At 71.7% G+C, this 25,814-nt stretch carries 30 protein-coding genes and 2 pseudogenes; 16 read left to right on the top strand and 16 right to left on the bottom strand.

Annotation, left to right across the window (positions count from 1 at the left end; translation table 11 throughout):
• Positions 1-6 precede the first annotated feature (6 nt).
• The 4 genes from urtB to urtE are packed head-to-tail and all read left to right on the top strand — an operon-like array spanning position 7 to position 3,885.
• Positions 7-894, top strand: a complete 888-nt coding sequence (gene urtB, locus V6U82_RS02940; RefSeq protein ID WP_334459007.1) for an urea ABC transporter permease subunit UrtB — start codon at positions 7-9, stop codon at positions 892-894.
• Positions 891-2,078: an urea ABC transporter permease subunit UrtC gene (gene urtC, locus V6U82_RS02935; protein ID WP_334459006.1), complete on the top strand. Its 1,188-nt coding sequence runs from the start codon at positions 891-893 to the stop codon at positions 2,076-2,078. Before urtB ends, urtC begins: the two co-directional genes overlap by 4 nt.
• Positions 2,075-3,193, top strand: coding sequence for an urea ABC transporter ATP-binding protein UrtD (gene urtD, locus V6U82_RS02930; protein WP_334459004.1), 1,119 nt, complete (start codon positions 2,075-2,077; stop codon positions 3,191-3,193). Before urtC ends, urtD begins: the two co-directional genes overlap by 4 nt.
• Positions 3,193-3,885 carry an urea ABC transporter ATP-binding subunit UrtE gene (gene urtE / locus V6U82_RS02925; RefSeq protein ID WP_128138692.1) on the top strand — a complete coding sequence of 231 codons (693 nt, stop codon included), beginning with the start codon at positions 3,193-3,195 and terminating at the stop codon, positions 3,883-3,885. The genes urtD and urtE overlap by 1 nt, the downstream gene beginning before the upstream one ends.
• 71 nt (positions 3,886-3,956) lie before the next feature.
• On the opposite strand, the gene V6U82_RS02920 is transcribed toward urtE, so the two are convergent.
• The 3 genes from V6U82_RS02920 to V6U82_RS02910 form a co-directional block, all read right to left on the bottom strand.
• Entirely contained in the window at positions 3,957-4,346 is a 390-nt protein-coding gene (locus V6U82_RS02920) for an ArsR/SmtB family transcription factor (protein ID WP_128138693.1), read from the bottom strand.
• Positions 4,343-4,615, bottom strand: coding sequence for a metal ABC transporter permease (locus V6U82_RS02915; RefSeq protein WP_436836974.1), 273 nt, complete (start codon positions 4,613-4,615; stop codon positions 4,343-4,345). Before V6U82_RS02915 ends, V6U82_RS02920 begins: the two co-directional genes overlap by 4 nt.
• Positions 4,616-4,832: 217 nt before the next feature.
• Positions 4,833-5,807 (bottom strand): ATP-binding protein, encoded by a 975-nt coding sequence (locus tag V6U82_RS02910; protein WP_334459002.1) that lies wholly within the window; start codon positions 5,805-5,807, stop codon positions 4,833-4,835.
• 307 nt (positions 5,808-6,114) lie between these two features.
• Here V6U82_RS02910 and V6U82_RS02905 point away from each other — a divergent pair, with 307 nt between their 5' ends.
• Complete coding sequence (locus tag V6U82_RS02905) at positions 6,115-7,674, top strand: S8 family peptidase (protein ID WP_334459001.1); 1,560 nt, start codon at positions 6,115-6,117, stop codon at positions 7,672-7,674.
• 295 nt (positions 7,675-7,969) lie between these two features.
• Here the strand turns inward: V6U82_RS02905 and aztD are convergent, their stop codons facing one another.
• The 4 genes from aztD to aztB form a co-directional block, all read right to left on the bottom strand.
• Positions 7,970-9,151 (bottom strand): zinc metallochaperone AztD, encoded by a 1,182-nt coding sequence (gene aztD / locus V6U82_RS02900; protein ID WP_334459000.1) that lies wholly within the window; start codon positions 9,149-9,151, stop codon positions 7,970-7,972.
• An 80-nt stretch (positions 9,152-9,231) separates the two neighbouring features.
• Complete coding sequence (gene aztC, locus V6U82_RS02895; protein ID WP_334458999.1) at positions 9,232-10,143, bottom strand: zinc ABC transporter substrate-binding protein AztC; 912 nt, start codon at positions 10,141-10,143, stop codon at positions 9,232-9,234.
• Entirely contained in the window at positions 10,140-11,333 is a 1,194-nt protein-coding gene (locus tag V6U82_RS02890) for a hypothetical protein (protein ID WP_334458998.1), read from the bottom strand. The genes aztC and V6U82_RS02890 overlap by 4 nt, the downstream gene beginning before the upstream one ends.
• Positions 11,330-12,208 carry a zinc ABC transporter permease AztB gene (aztB, locus tag V6U82_RS02885; RefSeq protein WP_128136481.1) on the bottom strand — a complete coding sequence of 293 codons (879 nt, stop codon included), beginning with the start codon at positions 12,206-12,208 and terminating at the stop codon, positions 11,330-11,332. The genes V6U82_RS02890 and aztB overlap by 4 nt, the downstream gene beginning before the upstream one ends.
• A gap of 51 nt (positions 12,209-12,259) precedes the next feature.
• On the opposite strand from aztB, the gene aztA reads away from it, so the two are divergent.
• The 4 genes from aztA to V6U82_RS02865 all read left to right on the top strand — a co-directional run bounded on the left by aztA (position 12,260) and on the right by V6U82_RS02865 (position 14,777).
• Positions 12,260-12,910 carry a zinc ABC transporter ATP-binding protein AztA gene (aztA, locus tag V6U82_RS02880; RefSeq protein WP_258544655.1) on the top strand — a complete coding sequence of 217 codons (651 nt, stop codon included), beginning with the start codon at positions 12,260-12,262 and terminating at the stop codon, positions 12,908-12,910.
• Between the two features lie 234 nt (positions 12,911-13,144).
• The gene (gene rpmF, locus V6U82_RS02875) at positions 13,145-13,324 is read left to right on the top strand and encodes a 50S ribosomal protein L32 (RefSeq protein WP_128136480.1); all 180 of its coding nucleotides are present in this window, start codon (positions 13,145-13,147) and stop codon (positions 13,322-13,324) included.
• A complete protein-coding gene (locus V6U82_RS02870; protein ID WP_334458997.1) occupies positions 13,321-14,553 on the top strand; it encodes a GTP-binding protein in 1,233 nt (410 codons plus the stop codon). The genes rpmF and V6U82_RS02870 overlap by 4 nt, the downstream gene beginning before the upstream one ends.
• An 11-nt stretch (positions 14,554-14,564) precedes the next feature.
• The gene (locus tag V6U82_RS02865) at positions 14,565-14,777 is read left to right on the top strand and encodes a hypothetical protein (RefSeq protein WP_334458996.1); all 213 of its coding nucleotides are present in this window, start codon (positions 14,565-14,567) and stop codon (positions 14,775-14,777) included.
• Positions 14,778-15,282: 505 nt separating this feature from the next.
• On the opposite strand, the gene V6U82_RS02860 is transcribed toward V6U82_RS02865, so the two are convergent.
• From V6U82_RS02860 to V6U82_RS02850, 3 genes are read right to left on the bottom strand one after another with little or no spacing between them, the layout of a single operon-like run.
• A complete protein-coding gene (locus V6U82_RS02860; RefSeq protein WP_128136478.1) occupies positions 15,283-15,501 on the bottom strand; it encodes a hypothetical protein in 219 nt (72 codons plus the stop codon).
• Entirely contained in the window at positions 15,498-15,761 is a 264-nt protein-coding gene (locus V6U82_RS02855; RefSeq protein ID WP_334458995.1) for a type B 50S ribosomal protein L31, read from the bottom strand. Before V6U82_RS02855 ends, V6U82_RS02860 begins: the two co-directional genes overlap by 4 nt.
• The gene (locus V6U82_RS02850; protein ID WP_334458994.1) at positions 15,758-17,074 is read right to left on the bottom strand and encodes a CobW family GTP-binding protein; all 1,317 of its coding nucleotides are present in this window, start codon (positions 17,072-17,074) and stop codon (positions 15,758-15,760) included. The genes V6U82_RS02855 and V6U82_RS02850 overlap by 4 nt, the downstream gene beginning before the upstream one ends.
• Positions 17,075-17,254: 180 nt before the next feature.
• On the opposite strand from V6U82_RS02850, the gene rpmB reads away from it, so the two are divergent.
• The 4 genes from rpmB to V6U82_RS02830 all read left to right on the top strand — a co-directional run bounded on the left by rpmB (position 17,255) and on the right by V6U82_RS02830 (position 18,270).
• A complete protein-coding gene (gene rpmB / locus V6U82_RS02845; protein ID WP_128136475.1) occupies positions 17,255-17,491 on the top strand; it encodes a 50S ribosomal protein L28 in 237 nt (78 codons plus the stop codon).
• On the top strand, positions 17,491-17,658 hold the full coding sequence (rpmG, locus tag V6U82_RS02840) for a 50S ribosomal protein L33 (RefSeq protein ID WP_128136474.1): 168 nt from the start codon (positions 17,491-17,493) through the stop codon (positions 17,656-17,658). The genes rpmB and rpmG overlap by 1 nt, the downstream gene beginning before the upstream one ends.
• Positions 17,658-17,963, top strand: a complete 306-nt coding sequence (gene rpsN, locus V6U82_RS02835) for a 30S ribosomal protein S14 (protein WP_334458993.1) — start codon at positions 17,658-17,660, stop codon at positions 17,961-17,963. The genes rpmG and rpsN overlap by 1 nt, the downstream gene beginning before the upstream one ends.
• A 181-nt stretch (positions 17,964-18,144) precedes the next feature.
• Positions 18,145-18,270, top strand: coding sequence for a hypothetical protein (locus tag V6U82_RS02830; RefSeq protein ID WP_334459036.1), 126 nt, complete (start codon positions 18,145-18,147; stop codon positions 18,268-18,270).
• 223 nt (positions 18,271-18,493) lie between these two features.
• On the opposite strand, the gene V6U82_RS02825 is transcribed toward V6U82_RS02830, so the two are convergent.
• The 3 genes from V6U82_RS02825 to V6U82_RS02815 form a co-directional block, all read right to left on the bottom strand.
• On the bottom strand, positions 18,494-19,216 hold the full coding sequence (locus V6U82_RS02825; protein WP_334458992.1) for a TIGR03943 family putative permease subunit: 723 nt from the start codon (positions 19,214-19,216) through the stop codon (positions 18,494-18,496).
• Positions 19,213-20,295, bottom strand: a complete 1,083-nt coding sequence (locus V6U82_RS02820; RefSeq protein WP_334458990.1) for a permease — start codon at positions 20,293-20,295, stop codon at positions 19,213-19,215. Before V6U82_RS02820 ends, V6U82_RS02825 begins: the two co-directional genes overlap by 4 nt.
• 70 nt (positions 20,296-20,365) lie before the next feature.
• On the bottom strand, positions 20,366-20,623 hold the full coding sequence (locus tag V6U82_RS02815; protein WP_334458987.1) for a hypothetical protein: 258 nt from the start codon (positions 20,621-20,623) through the stop codon (positions 20,366-20,368).
• Positions 20,624-20,920: 297 nt separating this feature from the next.
• On the opposite strand from V6U82_RS02815, the gene V6U82_RS02810 reads away from it, so the two are divergent.
• A complete protein-coding gene (locus tag V6U82_RS02810; protein ID WP_181726507.1) occupies positions 20,921-21,304 on the top strand; it encodes a Fur family transcriptional regulator in 384 nt (127 codons plus the stop codon).
• Positions 21,305-21,319: 15 nt separating this feature from the next.
• Here V6U82_RS02810 and V6U82_RS02805 read toward each other — a convergent pair whose 3' ends face one another.
• The 3 genes from V6U82_RS02805 to V6U82_RS02795 form a co-directional block, all read right to left on the bottom strand.
• On the bottom strand, positions 21,320-22,354 hold the full coding sequence (locus V6U82_RS02805) for an LLM class flavin-dependent oxidoreductase (protein ID WP_128136469.1): 1,035 nt from the start codon (positions 22,352-22,354) through the stop codon (positions 21,320-21,322).
• Positions 22,344-22,736 (bottom strand): SCO5389 family protein, encoded by a 393-nt coding sequence (locus V6U82_RS02800; protein ID WP_128136468.1) that lies wholly within the window; start codon positions 22,734-22,736, stop codon positions 22,344-22,346. The genes V6U82_RS02805 and V6U82_RS02800 overlap by 11 nt, the downstream gene beginning before the upstream one ends.
• 414 nt (positions 22,737-23,150) lie before the next feature.
• A complete protein-coding gene (locus tag V6U82_RS02795) occupies positions 23,151-23,582 on the bottom strand; it encodes an OsmC family protein (RefSeq protein WP_128136467.1) in 432 nt (143 codons plus the stop codon).
• A gap of 282 nt (positions 23,583-23,864) precedes the next feature.
• Between V6U82_RS02795 and V6U82_RS02790 the strand changes: the two are divergent.
• Positions 23,865-24,876, top strand: a pseudogene (locus V6U82_RS02790) (sigma-70 family RNA polymerase sigma factor).
• 38 nt (positions 24,877-24,914) lie between these two features.
• Positions 24,915-25,759: pseudogene (locus tag V6U82_RS02785) on the top strand (SgcJ/EcaC family oxidoreductase).
• Positions 25,760-25,814 lie beyond the last annotated feature (55 nt).

Here is a 25,814-nt window from a genome sequence, read left to right as displayed (position 1 = left end):
CCCACCGTGACAGTCCTCTTCGGTCAACTCTTCACCGGCATCAGCATCGGCGCGGTGCTGCTGCTCATCGCGCTCGGGCTGGCGCTGACCTTCGGCCAGATGAACGTCATCAACATGGCGCACGGCGAGTTCATCATGGCCGGCGCCTACACCACGTACGTGCTGCAACAGAGCATCACCGGCGCCGGTTTGTCGCTGCTGGTCGCGCTGCCGGTGGCGTTCGTGGTCGCCGGCACGATGGGGGTGCTGCTGGAGATCCTGCTGATCCGCCGGCTCTACGCCCGTCCCCTGGACACCCTGCTGGTCACCTGGGGCGTGTCCCTGATGCTGCAACAGCTCGCCCGGGACATCTTCGGCAGTCCGAACGTGCAGACCCGCGCGCCGGACCTGCTCACCGGCAACGTGGCGCTGCCGGGCGGGCTGACGGTCGCCAACAACCGGCTGTTCATCCTGGCCCTGGCCCTGGCCGCCGTCGCCGCCCTCACCCTGGCGCTGCGGCTCACCCCGTTGGGGCGCCGGATCCGCGCGGTCGTGCAGAACCGCGACCTCGCCGCGGTGTCCGGCGTCCCCACCGCCCGGGTCGACCGGACGACCTTCTTTCTCGGCTCGGGCCTGGCCGGGCTCGCCGGGGTGGCGCTCACCCTGCTCGGCCCGATCGGCCCGACCATGGGCACCAACCTGATCATCGACGCCTTCCTGGTCGTCGTGGTCGGCGGGATCGGTCAGCTCAAGGGCAGCGTGATCGTCGCCTTCGCCCTCGGGGTCCTCCAGGCCACCGGGGAGTACCTCACGACCCTCAGCGTCGCCAAGGTGATCGTCTTCGTGGCGATCGTCGCGTTCCTCCAGTGGCGGCCACAGGGCCTGTTCACCCTGCGGACCAGGAGCCTCGCATGACCGCCGTGACACCCGCGCCGCCGAGCACCGCCGGCGCACCGGCCCCGGCCGGCATCGTACCTCCGCACCGGTCCGACGGCCGGTCCCGGCTGCGCGCGGCGGCGGGGTTCGCGTTCGGCGCGGCGCTGCTGTTCGCCGTCGCGCCGCTGGCGCTGTCGGACTTCCGGCTGGCCCTGCTCGCCAAGTACCTCTGCGTCGCCATGGTGGCCGTCGGCATCGGCATCGCCTGGGGGCGCGGCGGCATGCTCACCCTCGGCCAGGGCGTCTTCTTCGGCCTGGGCGGCTACGCGATGGCCATGCACCTCAAGCTCGCCGACGCGGGTCTCGGTGGGATGCCCGACTTCATGCAGCTGTACGGGCAGCTCGACGAACTGCCAGTCTGGTGGCGGCCGTTCGCCAGCCCGTGGTTCGCGCTGCCGGCCACGGTGCTGCTGCCGATGGCCGTCGCCTTCGGGCTCGGCTCACTGGTGTTCCGCCGCCGTGTGCGGGGCGCGTACTTCGCCATCCTCAGCCAGGCGCTCGCCGCCGCCATGGTGATCCTGTTGATCGGCCAGCAGGGGACCACGGGCGGCACCAACGGGCTCACCGACATCCAGGGCTTCTTCGGTTACGACCTGGACGACCCGGTCAACCAGCGGATGGTCTACTTCATCATCGCCGGCGTCCTGCTCGCGCTGCTCGCGCTGGCCCGCCAGATCGTCCACAGCCGCTACGGGGAACTGCTGGTGGCGGTGCGTGACAGCGAGGAGCGGGTCCGTTTCCTCGGCTACGACCCGGCGTCGGTCAAGCTCGTCGCCTACGTGGTGGCGGCGGGTATGGCGGGCCTCGCCGGCGCGCTGTTCGTGCCGGCGGTGGGCATCATCTCGCCCGCCCTCATCGGCATCGTCCCGTCGATCGAGTTCGTCATCGGTGTGGCGGTCGGCGGCCGGGCCACGCTGCTCGGGCCGGTGCTCGGCGCGGTGGCGGTCGCCTGGGCGCGTACCGCCCTCTCCGAACGTTTCCCGGGCACCTGGACGTACCTGCAGGGTCTGCTCTTCGTGGTGGTGGTGGCGTTCCTTCCCGGCGGCCTGGCGTCGCTGTGGGCGCTGGCCCGCCGCCGCGACGCCGGCCCGGAGCGGAGCCGGCGTGGCTGGCCGGCGCTGGGCCGACGACGTGCCGAGCGGGCGGAGGTGCCGACGGCATGAGCGAACGCACCGAGCGTAGCGAGGGCCGTGAGCGCATGCCCAGTCGGCACGGCATGAGCGAACGCACCGAGCGTGGCGAGGGCCGTGAGCGCATGCCCAGTCGGCACGGCATGAGCGAACGCACCGAGCGTGGCGAGGGCCGTGAGCGCATGCCCAGTCGGCACGGCATGAGCGAACGCACCGAGCGTGGCGAGGGCCGTGAGCGCATGCCCAGTCGGCACGGCATGAGCGAACGCACCGAGCGTGGCGAGGGCCGTGAGCGCGTGCCCAGTCAGCGCGGCATGAGCGAACGCACCGAGCGTGGCGAGGGCCGTGAGCGCGTGCCCAGTCAGCACGGCACGAGCGGCGACCGGCTGGACGGGCTGTCCGTCCGTGACGTGCGGGTCAGCTTCGACGGCTTCACCGCCGTCGACGGCGTCTCGCTGGAGGTGCCCGCCGGTGACATCCGGTTCCTGATCGGGCCGAACGGTGCCGGCAAGACCACCCTGGTCGACGCGATCACCGGTCTGGTGCGGGCCACCGGCTCGGTGTGCTTCGGCGACCAGGAGCTGCTGGGTCGCCCGGTGCACCGGATCAGCCGGCTCGGCGTCGGCCGGACGTTCCAGACGTCGACGGTCTTCGAGGAGCTGTCGGTCGTGCAGAACCTCGACATCGCCGCGGGCGCCCGCCGGAGCTGGGCCACCCTGGCCCGGCGTCGCCGGGGGATCCCCGGCGAGGTGGCCGCCGCGCTGGAGACCATCGGGCTGACCGGCCGGGCCGACCAGCTCGCCGGCACCCTCGCGCACGGCCAGAAGCAGTGGCTGGAGATCGGCATGCTGCTGGTGCAGGACGCGCGGCTGCTGCTGCTCGACGAGCCGGTCGCCGGGATGAGCCACGAGGAGCGCGACGCCACGGGCGCCCTGCTGGAGACGGTGAGCCGGGACCGCACGGTGGTGGTGATCGAGCACGACATGGACTTCCTGCGTCGCTTCGCGCGCAGCGTCACCGTGCTGCACGCGGGGAAGGTGCTCAGCGAGGGCACCGTGGCGCAGGTCCAGGCGGACCCGCGCGTGCAGGAGGTCTACCTCGGCCACCCGGTCGACGCCGGGCCGGTCCCCAGCGGTCTGGAGGCATGATGCTGACCCTTCGTGGGGTGCACGCCGGATACGGGCGTTCCCGGGTGCTGCACGGCGTGGACCTCGCCGTCCCGCCCGACGGGGTGGCGGCGGTGCTCGGGCACAACGGCGCCGGTAAGAGCACCCTGTTGCGGGTCGCGGCAGGGCTGCTGCGCCCGGCCGCCGGCACCGTCGAGCTGGACGGTGAGGACGTCACCCGTCTCGCGCCGCACGAGCGGGTGGCGCGCGGCATGGCGTACGTCCCGCAGGGCCAGCAGTGCTTCCCGCACCTGACGGCGGCGGAGAACCTGCGCCTCGTCGCCGACGCCCGGCGCGACGGCGCGGTGGCGACGGCGGAGGTGCTCGACCTGTTCCCGGCGCTGCGTCCGCTGCTGCGGCGGCGGGCCGGGCTGCTCTCCGGCGGCCAGCGTCAGCAACTCGCCATCGCCCGCGCGTTGATCACCCGGCCGCGGCTGCTCATGCTCGACGAGCCGACCGAGGGCATCCAGCCGTCGGTGGTCGCCGAGATCCAGGAGCGGATCGTCGAGCTGACCCGGCAGTCCGGCTTCGGCTTGCTGCTCGTCGAGCAGCACCTCGGGTTCGCGCTGCGGGTGGCGAACCGCTACCACGTCCTCGAATCCGGCCGGGTCACCTCGCACGGCGACGGGGGAGTGACGGCGGAGCGGGAGGTGCGCGCGGCCCTCGCGGTCTGACCCGGGGCCGGGTCGCGTCCGTCACCCGGTCCGGCGGGCCCGCACTCGGAACCGGCCTCCCCGACGCGGGGTCAGGACGACGCCTCACGTCTCGACGGCGCTCGGTCCCCGGTCCTGACTCGATCCTGGTCCGTGACGGCTGCCGCCGTTCGACCACGGTGGCGGCAGAAGCGCAGGACATCGTCGACGAGCGCCGTCGCGCGGTCTCCGGCGAGGGCGTAGTTCATCCGGCTGCCGTCCCGGTAGCGGCGGACGAGGTGGGCGTGCCGGAGATGGCGCAGCTGGTGCGAGACGTTCGGCGCCGGGATCTGAAGCGCGGTGCTCAGATCGGTGACGCAGGCGTCGGCCTGTCGGAGATGGAGCAGGATCCGGATGCGCAGCGGATGGGCGACGAGCCGGAGGATGTCGACGGCCGCCTCGATCTCGCGGTACGGTCCGCCGCGTGCGGCATCGGCGTTCATGCGGCTGCCCGCCGGGTGGCGCGCAGCCGGTCCCGCAGTGGGGCCGCGGCGAGAGAGCCGCGCAGCAGGGCCGTGGCGGCCAGGGAGATGCTCCCTCCCGCCGCGACCTCCGCGTACCAGGACAGCCGCAGCCCGCCGAGGCCACTGCCGACGCCGAAGGTCACCGCGAGGGTCGTCATCGGGGTGAGGTGATCGGTCCAGGACCGGGCGGTGGCGGCCGGGGCGACGACGAGGTCGAGGGCGGGGTGCCGTCGTCCGAGGAGCCGCAGCCGGTGGCGACGCCGAGCGCCGCGACCGCCAGGGCCGCCCCGAGTGTTCGGATGAACAGCCGCACTACCGCTCCATCTGCCTGAATGCAGGAACGGTAGCCATCCTCAACAGGACTGTCCAAGTGCGAGGTACGCATATCAGCATCGATGCATGTCCGGAGGTCTCGGCATTCCGCCCGGATGCGCCCGCCGCCGCTCGGCGGGCGCATCCTCGATGTCAGGCGGTTGCCGCCGCCGACGTGGCGGCGCGGGTGGAGCCCAGTCGGAAGTCGGGGTCGATCTGGGCGGTGAGGTCGACACCGGTGCGGTCGTTGGCCCAGGCGACCGCGTTGCGGCGGTGGAACTCGTGGGCGTGCCGGGCGAAGGCGTCCCAGTCCTGCGCGGTGTCGTCCACCGCCCGGGTGAGCTGAGCCAGGACCGCCCGGTTGGCCGCCTCCAGATGTGACAACGGCTCGACCGCGCCGCGTTCGGCCCGCCGTACGTAGGCCGAGCGGCTCACCCAGGTGAGCAGGTCCTCGCCCACGTGCTCGCGCAGGAAGTCCACGTCCGAGGCGTCCTCGACCTTGTTGCCGACCACGGACAGGGCGACGCCGTAGTCGCGGGCGTAGCCGGCGTACTGCCGGTAGACACCGACACTGCGCAGGGTCGGCTCGCAGACCAGGAAGGTGCGGTCGAAGCGGGTGAACAGCCCTGAGGCGAACGAGTCGGCCCCCGCGGTCATGTCCACCACCACGTACTCGCCCGGTCCGTCCTGCAGGTGGTTGAGCAGCAGCTCCACCGCGCCGACCTTGGAGTGGTAGCAGGAGACACCGAGATCCTCGGCGGTGAAGGCCCCGGTCGCCGCGACACGCACGCCGTTGACGTCCCGGACGCACGCGGCGTAGACGGGATTGTCGTCCACCACCCGCAGCAGCCGGGATCCGGCGCCGGGCGGGGTCGTCTTCACCATCTCGGCGGCGGAGCCGATCCGCGGGTTCGTGCCCCGCAGGTACTCCTTGATCTCGGGCAGGTGCTCGCCGAGCGGCGGCAGTTGCGCGGCGACGGAGGCGGGCGCGCCGAGGGCTGCCGCCAGATGCTGGTTGATGTCGGCGTCGATGGCCAGCACCGGGCCCCGGCCGGTGAGGTGTCGGGCGAACATGGCGGCGAGGGTCGTCTTGCCGCTGCCGCCCTTGCCGACGAAAGCGATCTTCACAGCTGACCTGCCGGGCGCGCCCAGGCGATAACCGTTTTCATGCGCATTACTGTAGATGCTCGAAGGCCCGTGCCGGCAGAAAGTGGACACGTGTCGTCGATCGGGGCGACATGGTGGTCGGCATTCGGCGCGAACCAGGCGTGGGCCGCGCGTAGCCGAGGCCGGCGTCGGCCATAACCTCGAGATATCCATCATCTGTTATGCCCTGGCCGGGCCGTCGAATCCTATGCTCGTCGTCAATCGGTGCCGATCGATCACTCTGCTACCGCGGACGGACGGTCCGGCGCCGGCCGGAGGAGGAATGCAGATGCGTCCATCGTGCAAGTCCGCGCTCGTCGGGGTGGCCGCCCTGACGATGCTGATGGCGGCCACCCCCGCCATGGCAGCCGACCGCGTCGGCGTGGTGAGGGAGGCGGGCGGCGCCACCGCCGTCGCCGACAGCTACCTCGTCGTGTTCAAGGAGACCGCGGTCACCCGGGCCCGGGTCGCAGACACCGCCCGGCGGCTGACCGGCCGGCACGGCGGCGCGGTCGCCCGCACCTGGGGCGCCGCGCTGCGGGGCTTCGAAGTGCGGGTCGACGCGCGCGCCGCCGCGCGGATCGCCGCCGACCCGTCCGTGGCCTACGTGCAGCAGAACCACACCGTCTCGATCAGTGCCACCCAGACCAACCCGCCGTCGTGGGGCCTGGACCGCATCGACCAGCGCAACCTGCCGCTGGACAGCTCCTACACCTACCCGAACACGGCGAGCAACGTGCGCGCCTACATCATCGACACCGGCATCCGCACCACGCACAGCGCCTTCGGCGGCCGGGCCACCTGGGGCACCAACACCGTCGACAGCAACAACACCGACTGCAACGGCCATGGCACGCACGTCGCCGGCACCGTCGGCGGCTCGGCCCACGGCGTGGCGAAGGGGGTGCAGTTGGTCGCGGTCAAGGTGCTCAACTGCTCCGGCAGCGGCACCACCGCCGGCGTCGTCTCCGGCGTCGACTGGGTCACCGCCAACGCGATCAAGCCCGCGGTGGCCAACATGAGCCTCGGCGGCGGCGTCGACACCACCCTGGACGCCGCGGTGCGCAACTCCATCGCCTCCGGCGTCACCTACGGTCTGGCCGCCGGCAACGACTACGGCGCGAACGCCTGCAACACCTCACCGGCGCGCACCGCCGAGGGGATCACGGTCGGCTCGACCACCAGCAGCGACGCCCGCTCGTCCTTCTCCAACATCGGCACGTGCCTGGACATCTTCGCACCCGGCTCGTCGATCACATCCGCCTGGAACAGCAGCGACACGGCGACCAACACGATCAGCGGCACGTCGATGGCCACCCCGCACGTGGTCGGTGCGGCGGCGCTGGTGGCCGGCGCCAACCCGTCCTGGACCCCGCAGCAGGTCCGCGACTACCTGGTGAACAACGCCACCGGCAACGTGGTGACCGGTCCCGGCAGCGGCTCGCCCAACAAGCTGCTCTACGTCGTCAACGGAAGCACGCCGCCGCCACCCCCGCCGACCGGCTGCACCGGCACCAACGGTACGGATGTGACGATCCCGGATGCCGGTTCGGCCGTGACCAGCGCTATCGCCATCTCCGGCTGCGGGCGCAACGCCTCGGCGACCGCAACCGTGGCGGTCGGCATCGTCCACACCTACCGGGGTGACCTGGTCATCGACCTGCTCGCACCGGACGGCACCAGCTACCGGCTGAAGAACAGCAGCGGCTCGGACAGCGCCGACAACGTCAACGCCACCTACACCGTCAACCTCTCCTCCGAGGCGGCGGACGGCACCTGGCGGCTTCAGGTACGCGACGTCTACTCCGCCGACACCGGCTACCTCAACACCTGGACGCTCACCGTCTGATCATCCCCGCTCCCGCCTCACGCCTCACGGAGCGGACACCGCGACCGGTGCGGCCGGCTCGCTGGCAGGCGAGCCGGCCGCACCGGTCCTCCCGGGCCGGCGCCGCCGCACCCCGGCCGCGGCACGCGCTCCTGCCGACGACCGAAGTGAAGGACGTCCCGGTCGAACCCGCGACACCAGCGCGGTGGAGAGTTCCCGCACCGGACCGTGGCGGCCGGCGGGGCGCCGGCCACGACGCCGGACATGCCACCGGCGGTGGGGACGAGGTTCGTCTCCACCGCCGGTGAGCGGGACGTCAGTGCGCCGAGAGCGTGCCGCTGATCTCGTTGGGGGTCGCGTCGAGCGTCACCGATCCGACGACCTTGCCGGTGGTGAGGTCGAGGCGGTGCACCTTCTTGGTGGCGGGCTCGGTGACGTAGGCGTCGTCACCGCGGACGAACAGGGCCGGGCGCGGCTCCTGCCAGTCCATCGGCTCCTTCCACGCGCCGACCACCGGCCACGAGCTGGTCAACTTGCCGGAGGTGGGGTCGACCACGTGCAGCTTGCCGTCGGTGCCGAGGATGAGGCCCTCGCCCTGGGGGCCGCGGGCCAGCGAGCGGAAGCTGTAGCTGACACCCGTGGGCATCGGTACGACCTGGAGCTTCTGGGCCGCCGTGTCGACGAGCGCGAACTGCTCGGGGAACTCGCGCTCCGCGTCCGGCTCGACCTTGTAGTCGCCGAGCAGGACCGGGGACTTCTCGCTGCCGGCCTGGGTGGCGACGGCGCCGTACGTACCCGCGCTCCTGACCTTGACGAAGGCGCCGTTCTTGAACAGCAGTACGCCGTCGGTACAGCCGAGGCCCACGACCTCGCCCTGGGCGACGGCTTCGCCGTGCACCCCGGGGCACTCCTCGCTGCGGGCGATCTCCTTGCCGTCCTTGTCCAGCGCGATGGCTCCCGGGCGGGACTCCTCGGTGCCGAGGGTCACCAGCAGGGTGCCGTCGGCGAGTTCCACGGCCACGCCGTGGTGCGGCTGCGCGGTCTTGTAGGTGCGTCCCTCGGGCTTGCCGTCGGCGAGCTTCCTCGGGTCGAAGCTGTGCACCTCGCCGGTGCCGTCGGTGAACAGGATGGTGCGGTCGCCGTGCAGCACCACGTGGCCCGGCTTGACACCCGGGTAGCTGACATCGGTCATCTTGCCGGCGGCCGCGTCGAGGACCTGGAACCCGGACTCGGTGGAGACGAACACGCCTGTGTCGTTGCCGGCCGGGTTCACCCGGTTGAAGCCGGGCAGGGTGACGTTGTGCGCCACCTTCAGCGCCTCGCCGTCGAGCACGTAGATGCCGCCGTCGTAGGTGATCGCCACCGGCTCCTTCACCGATGGCGCCGCGGACGATGCGGCCGACGGTGCGCTGCCCTCGTCCGAACCGGACGCGCACGCGGTGAGCGCCAGCGTGGCCGCCACCAGGGCGGCTGCGCCGCTGATTCCACGATGCCTCACGAACTTCTCCTCAATTGCAACTGACAACCATTTTCATTTACCTTACACGCGGGTGCGTGCTCGGCCGGTGGCGGGGTGCCTCAGCCGGAGAGGCCATCGATGATCGCCTCGGTGTTGAAGCGCATCATCGCCAGGTAGCTGGGGGCGTCGCCGTCGCTGTCACTGAGCGACTCCGAGTACAGGGCGGTCACCGTGACGCTGATGCCGGCCTCGGAGACGAGTACCTCGGCCAGCCGCGCCGGCTGCGAGGTGTCCACGAAGATCGCCGGCACCCGGTGGGTCCGGATGGCGGAGACGAGCGAGGCGAGATCGGACGAACTCGGCGATGCCAGCGTCGTGCCGCTCGGAATGATCGCGCCGATGACCCGGAAGTCGTAGCGGTCGGCGAGATAACCGAACACGTGGTGGTTGGTGACCAGGACCCGGCGCTGCGCCGGGATGGCGGCGAACCGCCGCGCGAGGTCCGTGTCCAGCTCAGCGAGCTTCTTCGCGTACGCGTCCGCGCGCTCCCGCACCACGCGGGCGTCCACTCCGCCGACGTGGTCGACGATCTCGTCGGCGAGCAGCCGTACCGCCGCGACCACGCGCGCCGGATCCGTCCAGAAGTGCGGATCGGGCTGCCCTGCGGCGTCGCCCTCCCGGTACTCCATCGGGTCGATCCGGGTTCCCACCTCGACGGTCGGGACGTTTTCGGCCTTCGCCGCCTCGACGTGGCGCAGGACGCCCTCTTCGAGCCCGAGTCCGTTGTAGACGAGCAGGTCGGCGGTCTGCATGGTGTGCGCCTCCTGGGCCGAGACGGCGAAGGAATGGGGGTCGGCGTTGCGTTTCATCAGCACCCTGACCTCTGCCTCGTCGCCGACGATCTCGGTGACGACATCGCCGAGGATGTTCGTGGTGACCACGATGCGGGAGGTGTCGGGCGAGGTGCAGGCGGTGCCCCCGGTCAACAGGGCACCCACGACGAGCATGGCGAAGAGGCCTCGTCGCCTCATCGGCCGACCTCCACGGTGAGATCCGGTCGTTCGGCGACCTTCAGCGTGCGGGCGGTGCGCAGCCGGTCGCGGTAGTCGATCTCGTGGACGACCCGGCTCTCCGGATCGGCCAGGTAGGCGCGGTCGGCGTCCAGCGTCAGCCCGGCGGCACGCAGCGGCTTCTCGGCGAGAACCCGGCCGGTTTCGAGGTCGTAACTGATCAGCTTGCCGGAGGCGTCGAGGGCGAGCACCGTGCTGCCGTCCGCCGGGGACGCGGCGGCCACCAGTTCGCGGCCGGTGACCGGCACGTACCGCAGGGTGGCCTTGGCGGCGTTCACCGACCAGATGCCGGTGCGGTCCGCCGCCGCGGCCTCGTTGCTGCGCGGCCGGTAGCCGAACCCGTCCGGGGGGACCGGCGTGCGTGGGGAGGCCAGCACCTCGGCGGTCAGCTCGTCGCCGTTCTGCTTGACCCGGACGACGCTGTTCTCGCACGCGATGACGGCGCCGCCCCGCAGGACGGCCCACCCGCGGGGCGCCGCGCAGGGCGCCTCGAAGGCGCCGGTCGGCTGGCCCTTCGCATCCATGGCGACGATCCGGTCGGCCGGACGCCGGGGGTCGTCGCCCACGGCGACGAGGAGTTTCTCGGCGTACGGTACGGCCAGCGGCGTGGAACTCCTCGAGTCGATCGTGGCCAGCTCGGCGACCTTGCCGGCCTCGAGTTCCCGTCGGTCGAGGACCGTCACCTTGCCGTCGGCGGTACCGACCGTGGTGTGGGCACCGAAGCCGGCGACCGTCCGGACCGGCGCGTCGAGCGACAGCGCGCCGACCGGCCGGGCCGGTGCCCGGTAGTAGTGGACGTGGTCGACGTGGTCGACGGTCCACACCCCGGCGTCGACGATCTCCAGGGTGCGGTCGCCGCCGTCGACGTAGACGAAGCGGCCGTCCTCGATGAGCCGCTCGGCACCGACCGACAGCCCGATCTCCTTCTCGGATCCGGTGCCCAGGTCGAGCAGACGCAACCGCTGCCCGCCGCGGGTCGCGTACGCGATGGCCGGTTGCGCCTCGGCCAGTTCCTCGGCGCCTTCCACGTAGCCGTGTGGCGCCTCCTCGACGTTCTGTGACTGTTGTCCTCGCGAGCCGCACGCGGAGATCGCGACCGCGAGGCAGAGGGCGGCCACGCCGAAGAACCGTCTGGTAGTACCGATGATCACAAATTTCCTTCCGATACGGGGTCGGGGGTGGGCGTGAGGGCCGGTGACCGACGGCGTCGCACCGCGGTCGTGACCCGACGCGCGCCGAGAATCACGAAGAACAGCAGAACGGCGACGGCCGCGATGGTCGCGCCGGCAGCGGTCGCCGCGTACCACGAGATCCACAGGCCGATCACGGTCGCGGCCGAGCCGATGCCGAAGCTGGCGAACATCACCGCCGGGAGCCGCCGCGCGACGAGCATCGCCGCCGCCGAGGGCGCGATCAGCATCCCGAAGGCGAGCAGGGTGCCGACGACGCTGAAGGCGACCGCCATCGTGAGGGTGAGCAGGGCCAGCATGACGGCGTTGGCGATCTCCGGGCGCAGGCCGAGGGTCCGGGCCTTTCGCGGGTCGAAGGTGAGCGCCAGGAACGGTCGGTAGCAGACGGCGGAGGCAACCGCGACCACGGCGACCGCGCCGGCGAGCAGCAGCAGGTCGGGCCACCGGATCGCCAGCACGTCGCCGAACAGGAACGCGGTCAGGTCGGTCGCGAACGACCGCGAGTGCGACACGACGATCACGCCGACCGAGAGCATCCCCACAAAGAGCAGCCCGATGCTGGTGTCGCGCCCGAACTCGCGGCTGTGCCGCAGGGCGTTGACGCCGACCGCCATGGCGAACGCGCTCGCGGCGGCCCCGACGACCAGGTTGCCGCCGAGGATCGACGCGATGGCGACACCCGGCAGCATGCCGTGGCTCATGGCCTCGCCCAGGAAGGTCATCCCGCGGGCGATCACCCATACGCCGACCAGGGCGCACACCGCGGCCAGCAGGACGCCGCCGATCAGTGAGCGGACGACGAAGGACACGGTGAACGGTTCGAACAAGGGCGCCATCACCGGCTGGACTATAGTGCAAATGAAAACTGATATCATTTAGGGGGAGCGTTGGACGCCGAGATCCTGACCGTCGAGAACGTGGGCTTCCGGTACGGCGGCACCCCCGTCCTGCGGGGCATCAGCCTGCGCGTGGACGCCGCCTCCACGGTCGCCGTGACCGGCGCGAACGGCTCCGGAAAGAGCACCCTGCTGCACCTGCTGGCCGGTGTCGAGGCGCCGGCCGAGGGCAGTGTCCGGCGTCGGGCCGGCTGCCGGCTGGCTCTGCTCCCGCAGCGTACGTCCGGCATCGACGCGCTCCCGCTGACCGTCGCCGAGTGCGTCCGGATCGGCCGGTTCCGGCCGCGTCGACGCCTGGACCGCGGCGACCGCATCGCGGTGGGCGCGATCATGGAGCGGCTCGACCTCGCCCACCTGGCCCGGCGGCGACTGCGCGAACTGTCCGGCGGGCAACGCCAGCGTGCCCTCGTCGCCCAGGCTCTCGTCCAGGTCGCCGACGTCTACGTGCTGGACGAACCCACGGTCGCCCTCGACGCGGCGAACCGGCGACACGTCCACGATCTGCTCGCCGAACGGGTCCGCGCCGGCGCCGCGGTGGTCATCGCCGGTCACGACGCCGCCGACGCCGCCCTGGCCGATCGTACGGTGCGACTTGCCGGTATCCAGGGCTGCACCGTCACCGACGCTTCCGGGCAGCACTGACCGTGTACGCGAGGGTCGGCCGTCCGCGTGGCCGGCGCTCGCATACGTCACGCCGCACGCCCATGTGTCCGCACCCGGGCCCGCGCGTGTGCTGGTGCCGGGAGGGGTGGGTCGGGTGGATGGTGCCCGTGCCCGTGTCGTCGCCCTCGAGACGGCTCGCTCACGGATCCACGTTGCGAAAACGAAAACCGATACCGATAGCCTGTGGCGGGACACCGAACAGAAGGAGTATTCATGGCCGTTCCGAAGCGGAAGATGTCGCGGTCGAACACCCGGCACCGGCGGGCGCAGTGGAAGGGGAGCGTGCCGCAGCTGACCCCCTGCCCGTGCCCGCGCAAGGAGATGGTGGTGCCGCACCGGGCCTGCGCGCACTGCGGCCTGTACAAGGGACGTCAGGTGGTGGATCAGCCGTGACCGGACGGCTGCCGGTGACTGTGCTGTCGGGGTTCCTCGGTGCCGGCAAGACCAGCCTGCTCAACCACGTCCTGTCCAACCGGGACGGGCTGCGGGTGGCAGTGATCGTCAACGACATGAGCGAGGTCAACATCGATGCCGCGCTGGTCCGCGACGGTGGGGCACTGTCGCGGACCGAGGAACGGCTGGTCGAGCTGACCAACGGCTGCATCTGCTGCACGCTGCGGCACGACCTGCTCGACGAGGTGGCCCGGCTGGCGCGCCTGGGCCGCTTCGACTACCTGCTGATCGAGTCCAGCGGGATCTCCGAGCCGATGCCGGTGGCCGCCACGTTCGCCTTCGGGGTCGAGGACGGGCAGGTCCTGGACGACCTGGCCCGGCTGGACACGACGGTGACCGTGGTCGACGCGGCGGGGCTGCTGGCCCGGATCGAGGCGGGGGAGACGCTGGAGGCGCGCGGGCTGGCCGCGTACGAGGGGGACGACCGGGGCGTCGCCGACCTGCTGGTCGACCAGATCGAGTTCGCCGACGTGCTGGTGGTCAACAAGACGGATCTGATCGCCCCGTCGGACCTGTCGGTGGTGGAGGCGCTGCTGACCCGGCTCAACCCGGCCGCCCGGCAGGTTCGGGCCGTCCACGGGCGGGTCGAAGCGGTGGAGATCCTGCACACCGGGCGGTTCGACCTGGAACGTGCGGAAACCGCGCCCGGCTGGGTGGCCGAACTCAACGGTGAGCACGTGCCGGAGACCGAGGAGTACGGCATCTCCAGCATCGTGTTCCGCGACCATCGGCCGTTTCATCCGCGGCGCCTGTGGGAGCTGCTCGCCGGCGGGCTGGACGCCTTCGGTGTGGTGCGGTCGAAGGGGTTCCTGTGGCTGGCCAGCCGCCCGGACGTGGTGGCGCTCTGGTCCCAGGCCGGGCCGTCCGGTCGCTGCGACCCGGCCGGTGTGCCGGTCGCGGTGTCGGGGGAATGGCCGGAGGAACCCGCCGAGCGGGCGGAGGTGGAGTCCCGCTGGCACCCGGTGTTCGGGGACCGGCAGCAGGAACTGGTCCTCATCGGCGTCGGTCTGGACGGCGACGGGCTGCGGGCGGCCCTGACCGGTTGCCTGCTCACCGACGACGAGATCGCCGCCGGCGAGCCCGCCTGGCGGGCCCTGCCCGATCCGTTTCCCGAGTGGGACCTCGGCGACCTGCGCAAACACGACCACGTCGAGCCGGTCCGGGCCTGATCATGTCGAGGATGCTCGCTCCCTCGGACGTTGCCCGACGGCGGCGCAACTGGGAGGCGGTGATGCGGCGCTACCGGCCGGGCCGGGACGAACTCCTCACCACGGTCGAGGAGATGCACGGGCCGCTGCGGCCGGGCGGGTTGTCGCTCGTCGGTGACGCGATGCGGGACGTTTCGCCCGTGGTGCCGGCGCAACCGGCGACCGGGGGAACGGAGCACCGATGAGCGCCACCCCGCCCGCCCGTCTCACGGTCGCCTACTGCGACGGCCATCGCTGCCGCGCGCTGCGCGAACGGGGACGGCACGAAGGTCCGGAGGACCCGCCGGACCACATCGAGGCTCTCCGTGCAGCCGTACGGTCCAGCCGTGGCGGGGTGCTCATCAGGGCGGATTGTCTCGGCGCCTGCCACCGGGCGCCCGCTGTCCTGCTCACCGGTGCGGCGACGGGTGGGCGGCCGGCGCTGATCGGGCCGATCGAGACAGCGCACCGTTGGCAGGCGGTTGCGGACATCATCCGAGAGGCCGGCCGATGACGACGAATCCGATTCCCGGTGCGGTCCGTGACACTCGGCAGCGGGCGGCCGGCACGGGTTCGCCGACGTCGATCCGGTCAGCGCGGTGTGCACGGCGAGGTCCCAGGCAGGTGCCGGGCGGGAAGGCCACCTTCGGCGAGCGCCAGCCGCCCGCCCCGGGCCGGCAGAGCCGCCGGGCGTCGATGCCGCGTTGCTGGTCACCGAGGTGGTGCACCACGGCCGAGAACCCGGCCACAGGCCATGTGCCGGGCCACGGCAACGGTCATGCCGGCGCCGCCGCGGCCGACGTCGACCGCGAGCCGGTCGCCGGGGGCGACCAGCTCGCGGGCGACGGCCCGGTAGCAGGCCCGGTCGGCCGTGGCGGCGTCGACGAGGCGGGTCGTGTGCGCCGCCCAGTCGATGCGCGCCCCGGTCATTGAGGTCGCTGCGATCCGTGGCGGGCGTACTTCCGGCGGAACCTCTCGACCCGGCCGGCGGTGTCGAGCAGGCGTTGCGTCCCGGTCCAGAAGGGGTGGCTGGCGGACGAGATCTGCACGTCGACCACCGGATAGGTGTCGCCGTCGGTCCACTCGACCGTCTGGTCGCTGGTTGCGGTGGAGCGGGTGAGGAAGGCAAAGTCTGCGCCCTTGTCTCGGAAGACGACCGGGCGGTACTCGGGGTGGATACCGGGCTTCATGCGGGTTGCGCTCCTTCGGTGTCGGTGTCGGTGTCGGTGTCGGTGTCGGCCGGCTCCTCCGTCCCGAGGGGGAAGCAGCCGGCGAACGGGTCGGGGTAGGTGCGCCAGGTCTGTTCACCGTCGGCGAGCTCGGCGTCGGTGAGCAGGCACCCGGCGAGGGTTCGGTGCAGGTCGACAGGGTCGATGTCGAGGCCGATGAAGACCAGGTGCTGGTGCCGGTCGCCGTAGTAGGGATCCCAGTCGAGGGCGGCGGCGAGGCGACGATGGTCCTCGACGTGCCTCCAGTGCTGCTCCGGCAGGCTCACCAGCCAGTACCCGAGGGAACCCATGGCCAGGCCGCCGCCGGCGAACTCCCAGGCGACCACGGTGTCGGGTTGGCTGGCCAGCCAGAAGTACCCACGCGAGCGGATCGCCTCGGCGTTGACCTCTTCGAGGACGTCGTGCAGGCGCTGCGGGTGAAATGGCCGGCGGGCACGGAAGACGGCGGAGACCACTCCGCAGTCGGACTCCGGCTCGTGCGCGCCGAGGGTGTAACCCTGCAGGCCACGGTTCAGGATCCCCGGGGTCTCCGGCCGATGCCGGTGGGTGTGGCGAAGCTGCCGGGTCAGCGTGCCGGCATCGACGAGGTCACCGTCGACGCGGACCTGCGCCGCCCACGGCGCCATGCGTTGCAGCAGCACCGACAGGCGACCGGTGTCGTACGCGCCCTCGCGGGACTCGCCCCACAGGACGAGGGTGTCGGCGTACTCGATCTGCCGGACGACGACGTCGGCCACCGCCCGGTCGTCGTTGTCGGCGGCCGCGATGCCGAGGGTCTTCAGGTCGTCCGTGCCGGCCAGGCCGTCGAGCAGGTGCTCGGCGTCGACCACTGTGACAAAGGAGTCGACCCGGATCAGGTCGGTGATCGGGGCACCGTCGACGAGGCAGTGCGCGCAGACGGCGGCGACCGCCTCGGGCTCGACCACCTCGGGCAGCATCAGCAGCAGGTCGCGGTGCGGCTGGGCGCGGGCCAGCCGGGCGAGGGTGGGCAGCACGTCCTCTCGCAGCGTGCAGGAGACACATCCGTGAGCCAGGGTGATCCGCTCGTCCTCGAGCACGCCGGCAGCGTCGCGCACGATTCGGTGCACGGTGCCGGCGGTCAGGTCGGCGAGATCGTGCCGGACCAGCAACAGCGCCGGGTCCGCCGCCAGCAGAGTGCGGGCGACGGCGTACGTCGCGGACGGCCAGAAGCCACTGAGCACGGTCAACGACGGGCGGGTGTCGGCCGTCGTGGCGCCGGGATCGGCGGGTGCGAGCGGTGACGTCGACATCACAGTCCTCTCGACGCGAGTTGAAAACGGTTGTCATTATAGGCACGTGATGGACGGCCGGCGGGTGGGGGTGTCGAGGGCGGGAGGCGGGTGGAAGACCCCGGTCGAACGTTGTCCGATTGGCTGATGTAAAAACGAAAACCGTTGTCGTTATCGTTCGATCGAACCAGGAGGAGTCGAGTCGTGTCCCGACGCTGTGATGTCACCGGGGCGGAGCCGAGCTTCGGCAATGCCGTGTCCCATTCGCACCGGCGCACCCGTCGCCGGTGGAACCCGAACCTGCAGAGCCACCGCTACTGGCTGCCGTCGGAGGGCCGCTGGGTGCGGTTGACCCTGACCGCCAAGGCGCTGAAGACCGTGGACCGTAAGGGCATCGAAAAGGTCGTTGCCGAGATGCGCGCCAAGGGAGTGAAGCTCTGATGGCCAAGCAGACCGATGTCCGTCCGATCGTGCGGCTACGCAGTACCGCCGGCACCGGCTACACGTACGTCACCCGCAAGAACCGCCGCAACGACCCGGACCGCATGGTGCTGCGCAAGTACGACCCGGTCGTGCGCCGGCACGTCGAGTTCCGCGAGGCCCGCTGATGGCGAAGAAGAGCCTGAGCAACCGGCAGGCCCGCCGGGAGGACCTGGTCGCTCGGCATGCCGAGCGCCGGGCGGAGCTGAAGCGGCTGATCGCCCACCCGGACACCGATCCGGTCGTACGCGCCGCCGCGGTCCGCTCGCTCAGCCGGCTCCCGCGAGACTCCAGCCCCGTGCGGCTGCGCTCGCGGGACCAGATCGACGGCCGCCCACGAGGCGTGCTGACCCGCTTCGGGCTGTCCCGGGTCCGGTTCCGGGATCTGGCCCTGCGCGGTGAGCTGCCGGGCGTCCGCAAGGCGTCCTGGTGACGGTTGCCGTCACCGGTCGGGTACGGGCCACCCGCTCCGCGTCGGCCGGCGCCCGCCCGACGGAGGTGTTGCCCACCGGCAACCCTCCGGGGCACAGGAACCACCGCGCGCAGAACCGCGCGGCGTGGAAGGGGAGGCGGGAACGCAACATCGAGGGTTCGACACGGTCACGCTCAACGCGGTGCAGCCGCCGCAGACCGAGCTGGACCACTACCACTGGTTCAACAGGTGCCCTGGCGCGGACGACCGGACCATCATCGTGGGCGAGGCGGGCGCCAAGGCCTTCACCTTCGAGGTGCTGCCCTGACCTCACCCCGGTGAACCTGGCAGCCGGGCCGACCGCCCGAGCCGGGTCGTCCGGCAACGATCCGGCCGGCGCGAACCCCCGCATCCGTCGGGGCGCCGCGCCGGCCGGACCCACTCTCCCTGCGCCTCGGCCGGGAGATGACGGGCGTGCCCAACAGCGGCAGCGTCAACGACGCCGCAGGACGTGACGACGGCCGACAGGTGCCGGCCTTCCCGGGCACGCGCTATTCGTACGGCTCGACGGGCGCGGGGATCTTCTCCCAGGTCTCCACCTGGAAGTAGGGGAGGTCGGCGTCGTTGACGGGGTCCTTGGCGGTGTGCGGGATCCACCGGCCGGTGGCGCGTGTCCAGGTGTTCGCCGGGCCCTCGGGCACGTCGCCGCGCAGGCCGACCTTGACGGGGATGCCGTCGGCGGCGCAACACGACAGCATGATGCGGGCGAGCATCGGTTTGCCGTCCGGGCCGGGGGCGAGGAACCCGATCAGCTGGATGCGTCGGCCCCGCAGCGTGCGGCCGTGGTCGTAGACGGCGCGGTAGCCGTACTCGAGAAGGGACAACTCGACCGGGTCTGCGGGCCGCAGTGGGGGATAGGCGATATCCCGGTCGTCGGTCAGGGCGGAACCGGCGCGGGCCGCGGTGTCGGCGCCGAGCGCCGGCGGGACGACGAAGAGCAGGGCGAGCGCCGGGAGCAGCAGCAACCAGCCCACGGCGGGACCGGAACGGCCGTGACCGTGCCCGTCGTCGTCCGGCTGGTCCTCGGGCCGGTTGAGATGGCGCACCTCCTGCACGAGCGCCACCAGCGCGGTGACGACCAGCAGCAGACCGGCGGCGACGAGGAACGGGCGCAGTCCCTGCTTGACGTAGCGCAGGTAGAGGTCGGTGAGGCTGGCGCGCAGGATCGCGCCGCCGAGGAAGACCAGCACCACCGCCTGGGTTCCGCGACTCACCAGATCACCGTCCCGAGTCCGGCCGCGACGAGCACGGCGAGGGCGAAGGTGGCCGGGGCGAACCGGACGGCGAACTGCCGGCCGAAGATGCCGGCCTGCATGGATATCAGCTTGAGGTCGACCATCGGGCCGACCACGAGGAAGGCCAGCCGGGCGGTCAGGGAGAACTGGGACAGCGAGGCGGCGACGAACGCGTCGGCTTCGGAGCAGATCGACAGCAGCACCGCCAGGGCGGCGAGGGCGAGCACCGACAGCACCGGCCGGGCCGCGAGGTCGTGCAGGAAACTCTGCGGCACGACCACGTTGATCGTCGCCGCAGCCATGGCACCGACCACCAGGAATCCGCCGGCGTGGATGACGTCGTGTCGGCAGGCGGTCCAGAACGCGGCCATCCGCGGCAGCCCGTCGAGGTGGGCGTGGTGCGGCAGGCGGATCCAGTCGCTGCGGCCCAGCCGCAGCCACAGCCAGCCCATCAGCAAGGCGACCAGGAGGCTGGCGCCGCCGCGGGCGACCACCATCTCCGGGTTGCGCGGGAACGCGACGGCGGTGGCGGTGAGCACGATCGGGTTGATAGCCGGCGCGGCGAGCAGGAACGCCAGCGCCGCGGCGGGGGTGACACCGCGCCGGATCAGTGACCCCGCGATCGGCACGGATCCGCACTCGCAGCCGGGCAGCACCACCCCGGCCACGCCGGCCACCGGCACCGCGAGTGTGGGATGTCGGGGCAGGGCCCGCGACCAGAACGAGCGGGGGACGAACACCGCGATGACGGCCGAGAGCACCACCCCGAAGACGAGGAACGGCACCGCCTGCACCATCACCGACACGAACACGGTGAGCCAGGTCTGCAGCCGCGGATCGGTGACCAGTGCCCCGACCTGCCGGTGCAGCACGCCGACGAGGATGAGCAGGAAGCACAGCACCTCGGTCGAGCCGACCCACCGCTCGCGGTCGGACGCCTCCGGCTCGGCGCTCGGCACGGTGGAAACCTGCGGCTCGGGCCGCGGGGGTGCGGCGGGATCGGTGGTGCTCAGGCGGATCACCTCCCAGTTTCGACGGCCGTATCTTACAGTGATCATTTCGTCACGGTGCGCTCATGTTCGGCGATGCTCGCCCTCATGGGGGCAGCGGACGGGCATCGCGCATCGGTCAGGTCACGATGCCGACGGGCACCGTGCCGCGGGCGACGACCGCGCCCTCGTGGGTGACGAGGTCGAGCTCGCCGAACAACTGCCGGCCCTCGGCCGGTGCGACGTTGACGGTCACGGCGCCGGTGACGGTGGAGGCGAGCAGGGCGGCGAAGTCCCGCCTGCCCGCCGGGATGGACGTGTCACGGGCGGATTCCTCCCAGAGCGAGCGCCCGGTGACGGGCGCGACTGAGGGGATCCTCCGCCCAAAGAAAGCCATTGTCACTAAGCGCACAAGGCGTTGTGACCAGGCCGTGACCAGCCCGCACCTCGGCGTCACACGGACACGCCGGTCGAAGAAATGGCAGGCGTGCAGGATCCCAGGCCACGCCCCGTTCGGCGGCCCGGGCGGCGTCAGTGCGGCGCGGTCGGGGTCAGCGAGAACACTGGATATATGCGCAATGCATAATGGGTACGGATGCCAGATGGCTCGCAGCGGGCGCCCACGGCGACCACCGCAGCGGATCGGCCACGCAGACGAAGGAGACGAGAAACGGTGAGCGAGGCGACGACCGGCATGATCCGCAATACCCGCCAACGTGCCGACGTGCTGGCACTGCTGCGCGAGGTCGACGGCTTCCACAGCGCCCAGCAGCTTCACCAGATGTTGCTGGATCGGCAGGCGCGTGTCGGCCTGACCACCGTCTACCGGACACTGCAGATGCTTGTCGACACCGGCGAACTGGACTCCACCAAGCTGCCGGGGGGAGAGCAGTTGTACCGACGGTGCAGCCAGAGCCGCCACCACCACCACCTGGTCTGCCGCGAGTGCGGCCGCACGGTCGAGGTCGCCGGGCCGGCCGTGGAACGGTGGGCCGACCAGGTCGCCAGCCAGCACGGCTTCACCGACGTCGGCCACACCATGGAGATCTTCGGCACCTGCGGCGCCTGCGCCACCTGAGCGCCACCGCCGGCGTCAGCCGTGCAGAACGTCGCTGCTGAGCCGGGCGATGGTGCGCAGGGTCGTTGCCCGGTCGCCGGTCACCTCGACCAGGAACAGCAGGTGGCGTACACCGGGAAGCGCGGCGGCCGCCGCGACGGCCGCCCGGCAACGTCGCGGGGAGCCGACCGGGTGTACGGCGACCAGCTTCCGAACATAGGCATCGATGTCGGGCGGACCGGCCCGGGTGCCGTCGAGGCGAACGTATTCCCGGGTGCCGGCCAGCAGTCCGGGCAGTCCGTCGCGTACGGTGCGGGCCGCCGCCGTATCGGTGTCCTCGACGTGGGCCAGATGAACACTGCCGTGCGGCGCCTGCGAAGCGTCCTGACCGTGCTCGGCTGCGACCTGCGCGTACCGGGTCAGCAGTGCCCGCTTTTCGTCGAGGTCTGCGTGCAGGCCCAGCAGGAGCGGCAGGCCGTGGCGGGCGGCGAGGTCGACGGTGGCCGGTGAGGTAGCCGCGACCCACGTCGGGATCGGCCGCCGGGGTCGGGGCACCACCTGCACCGGCCGGAACGGAAAGCGTGAGTTGCCGGCCACCGTCGCCGCACCGGACATCCACCTCAGCAGGATCTCCACCGCGTCGGCCATGCCGCCCGTGTAACGATCCTCGCCGGTGCCGAAGACCTCGACATCGACCCATGGGCCGCCACGCGCGATCCCGAGACGGAAACGCCCGCCGGACAGCTCGTCGAGCAGCACGGCCTCCTCGGCCAGGCTCACCGGGTGCCGGACCGACAGCACACAGGCGGCGGTGCCGACGGCGATCCGGCGGGTCGCCCCGAGCAGGTGCGCGGCGAAGGTCGTCGCCGAGGGGCACACCCCGTAGGAGATGAAGTGGTGCTCGGCGATCCAGACGCCGGCGTAGCCGGCGTCCTCCGCCGCCAGGCCGTAACGGTGCGCGTCGGACAGCGCCCGGGCGTGGCTGCCGCCGGCACGGTGCCCGGCGAGCAGGAACAGGTGTGTCCCGACCTGCCCGCCGGGCCACCCGGCGCCGTGGTGATCAGCAGTCACGCAGCTCGGGTGACTGGTTGAGCAGTTGCCCTCGCGGCGAGACGAACCTGCGGTAGACGTCGGAGTCGACGGCGCTCAACCGGAACACGGCCACCCGGTGACAGTTCTGGAAGGCCAGCTTCACCCCGAAGTGGCGCTCCAGACCCGAGCGGATCGCATCGCTGGCCAGAGCTCGCAGGAGCTGTCCTCGCTCCGCCTCGGTGGGCGGTGGCACCACGTTGTCGGCGAAGTCCCCCGTGGAGGACTCCAGCTCCGCGACCACCCGGCTGACGGTCTCCCAGGCGTACGGGAGGGAGTCGCGGACGCAGGCGACGAAGGCGTCGTCGTCCACGGGGCCGGCCTCGGCGGCTTCGAGCAGGGCTGACGGGACGGTGAGAGACATGATCCTCCTCGGGTAACTGAAACGACCATCATTGCCGATAGAGTTACCTGGGGAGCACACCACGTAGTCCGGCGGCGCGTCAACAGGGTCAGGTGAGTCCGACTTCGCGCGTCGGCCCACCGGCTCGGCGATGCCGGAAGGTGCCTCGACCTGGTCTGGAGGAGGCGGAGGTCGTTGCTTCGCCCCGGCGTCGGCCCGGTCGCGGGCCGCTGCCCGACAGCTGGGCGCTCCCGGCTGAGCCGGAACGTTCGCGGTCAACCACGCACGACACTCGGTGACAATCGAAGCGGAAATCATTATCGTGAAGAGGTCCGCGAGGTGGGGGGTGCCTCGGGTGAGGCGGGCCCGGCCGGCGCGGCGCTCGCTCCGGGCGTACGTCGGTTTCGTGGTGCACCTTCCCCTGCCCGGACGCGGTCAGAGCACGTCGACGGTTACTGCCGGCGGGGTGGTCAGGCTGTTGTGCACGGTGCAGTGCGACGCCACCGCCAGCAGCGCCTGCGTACGCGCCTGCGGAAACCCCTGCGGCAGCCGCAGGGACAGCCGGATGTCCGCCACCCGCGGCGGCCGGCCCGCCGCCATCCGGTACGTGACCGATACCCCGAGGCCGTCCCGGTCCAAGCCGTGCCGGGTCAGGTACCGGCCGGCGTAGAACGCCACACAGGTGGCCAGCGAGGCCACGAACAGCTCCACCGGCGTGGGCGCCGCGTCGTCACCGCCCGCCTCCAGCGGCTGATCCACCAGCATCTGGTGCCCCCGCACCGCGACTGCGTAGGACTCACCTGCCGCGAAGCGGACGTCCACCGTCCCGATCTGCCCAGTCACGGCCTGCGCGCCGGCTTGTCCCATCGCCTGCTCCTTCCCTCGCTCCCACTTCAGCCAACACCCGCAGCCCGCGTCGGTAGAAGTCCCGTCCGACCCGGATGAGAGGACCTTGGGCCCTGCGGAACCCGGGCTTCGGATCGGGACGTCGACCCGGCCGCGAGGTCTCCGGCCCACCGTTCCGTAGTCCATCGCCGTTGTCGGCAGCGTCTCGTGGTGCGGCCGGTGCCCGGCAGTAGATTGAGGCCGGTGAGCCAGGGCGAACCATCGGCGGAGGCCGGGCCGTCGGGCGAGGACGTTACGGCGAGGCTGCTGGCGGCGGCACGTGCGGGCGACGGCGCGGCCTTCAGTCGTCTGGTCGCACCCCTGCGGGGCGAGCTGCGTGCGCACTGCTACCGGATGCTCGGTTCCTTCCACGACGCGGAGGACGCGGTCCAGGACACCATGGACCGGGCGTGGCGGGCTGTCGGCCGGTTCGAGGGGCATGCGTCGATCCGGCCGTGGCTCTACCGGATCGCCACCAACCGTGCGTTGTCTCTCCTCGAGGCGCGCGGGCGGCGTGAACTGCCCACCGATTTCACCGCCCAGGGTGTGTCCCGGGCCGGAGGTGAGCTGGCTCGAACCGTATCCGGACCGCCCTGCCCCGTCTGTTCAACCGGATCCGGAGACTCAGGCGATCGCGAGCGAGAGCATCGAACTCGCGTTCGTGGCCGCGTTGCAGCATCTGCCGCCGCGACAACGTGCCGTCCTGCTGCTGCGTGACGTTCTCGGTTACTCCGCCGAGGAGACCGCCGGGATGCTGGTCACCACAGTCGCCGCGGTCAACAGCGCCATGCAGCGGGCCCGCCGGATCGTCGCCGGGCTGACGCCGCCGCGCAGCCAGCAGCGGATTCTCGCCGAGCTGGGCGACGCGGGGCAGCGGGAGGTGGCCAGGCGGTACGCCGCGGCGTGGGAGTCCGGCGACGTCGAGACGATCGTGGCGATGCTGACGGAGGACGCGCGGTACTCGATGCCGCCGCTGACCGTCTGGTACGAGGGCCGTGAGCAGCTCCGCGGCTTCCTGACCGAGGTGACGGGCGGGCGGCGGTGGCGGTTCCTGCCGACGAGTGCCAACGGCCAGCTCGCGTTCGGGACGTACCTCTGGAACGACGCGGCTGCCGCCTACCTGCCGGCGGGGCTGGACCTGCTCGTGCTGCGGGGGCGCCGGGTGGCCGAGGTCGTCTCCTTCCTCGACGCGCGCCTGCCTGCCTTCCACCTACCGGATCGGCTGCCGGAAGGTTCGCGCGGAGGCGATGAGTTCGCGGTCCGGCCGGGGTTGTAGTCCTGACGGGTTCACCAGCCACGAAGGGCAGAGCCGACATGCCGAGCAACGAAGAACAGATCCGGGCCGTGGTCGAGCGCTGGGCCGCCGCGGTCCATGACGGGAACCTCGCCGGCGTCCTGGCCGACCACGCCGAGGACATGGTGATGTTCGACGTGCCGCCGCCGTACGAGGGAGTGCGCGGGCTGGACGCCTACCGGGAGGTCTGGCCGCCGTTCTTCAGGTGGCAGGCGCAGGGCGCGTCGTTCGAGATCGAGTCGCTGGACGTCGAAGCCGGCGAGGACGTGGCCTTCGCGTACGCGCTCCTGCGCTGCGGCACGTCCGCCGACTTCGCCGCACGCCCGCAGAACCGCCTGCGGCTGACCTTCGGCCTGCGCAGGCGGGAGGGCCGCTGGGTGGTCACCCACGAACACCACTCCTTCCCGCTCGCCGACCCGCCGCCGAGCCGGCCCCGGACGCCGCCGAGGCGGAGGTGCGCCGGCTCCACCGGCGCTGGTTCGAGGGCACCGCGGCCAAGGACCTCGATGCCCTGATGGATGCCGTCGCCGACGACGTGGTCTCGTACGAGCACGACCAGCCGCTGCGACACGTCGGCGTGAACGCGGTCCGCGAGGTCTGCGCGGCGGGCCTGGCCGCGTCAGGTGACGGATCGGTCGCCTGGGACGTGCCCGACCTGACGATCCTGGTCGACGGCGACCTCGCCGTCGCGTGGGACCTCAACCGCGTCTCGGTCGGCCCGAGCGGTGGCCCGCCGGTCGAGAGCTGGTCCCGGGGCACCCGCGTCTTCCAGCGACGCGACGGAGCCTGGCTGATGACCCACCAGCACCTCTCCTACCCGTACGACCCCTCGACCGGGAAGGCGCGGACGGATCTGCGTCCGTAGCTGCGCGGGCACGACGCCGCACACCGAGCCGTCCATCGACGTTCATCCAACAGAT

Origin of the sequence: Micromonospora sp. CPCC 205554 (genome assembly GCF_036902745.1) — a bacterium.
In the GTDB taxonomy this organism is placed as follows: Bacteria; Actinomycetota; Actinomycetes; order Mycobacteriales; family Micromonosporaceae; genus Micromonospora; species Micromonospora tulbaghiae.
This window is presented reverse-complemented; position numbering and strand designations above follow the sequence as displayed.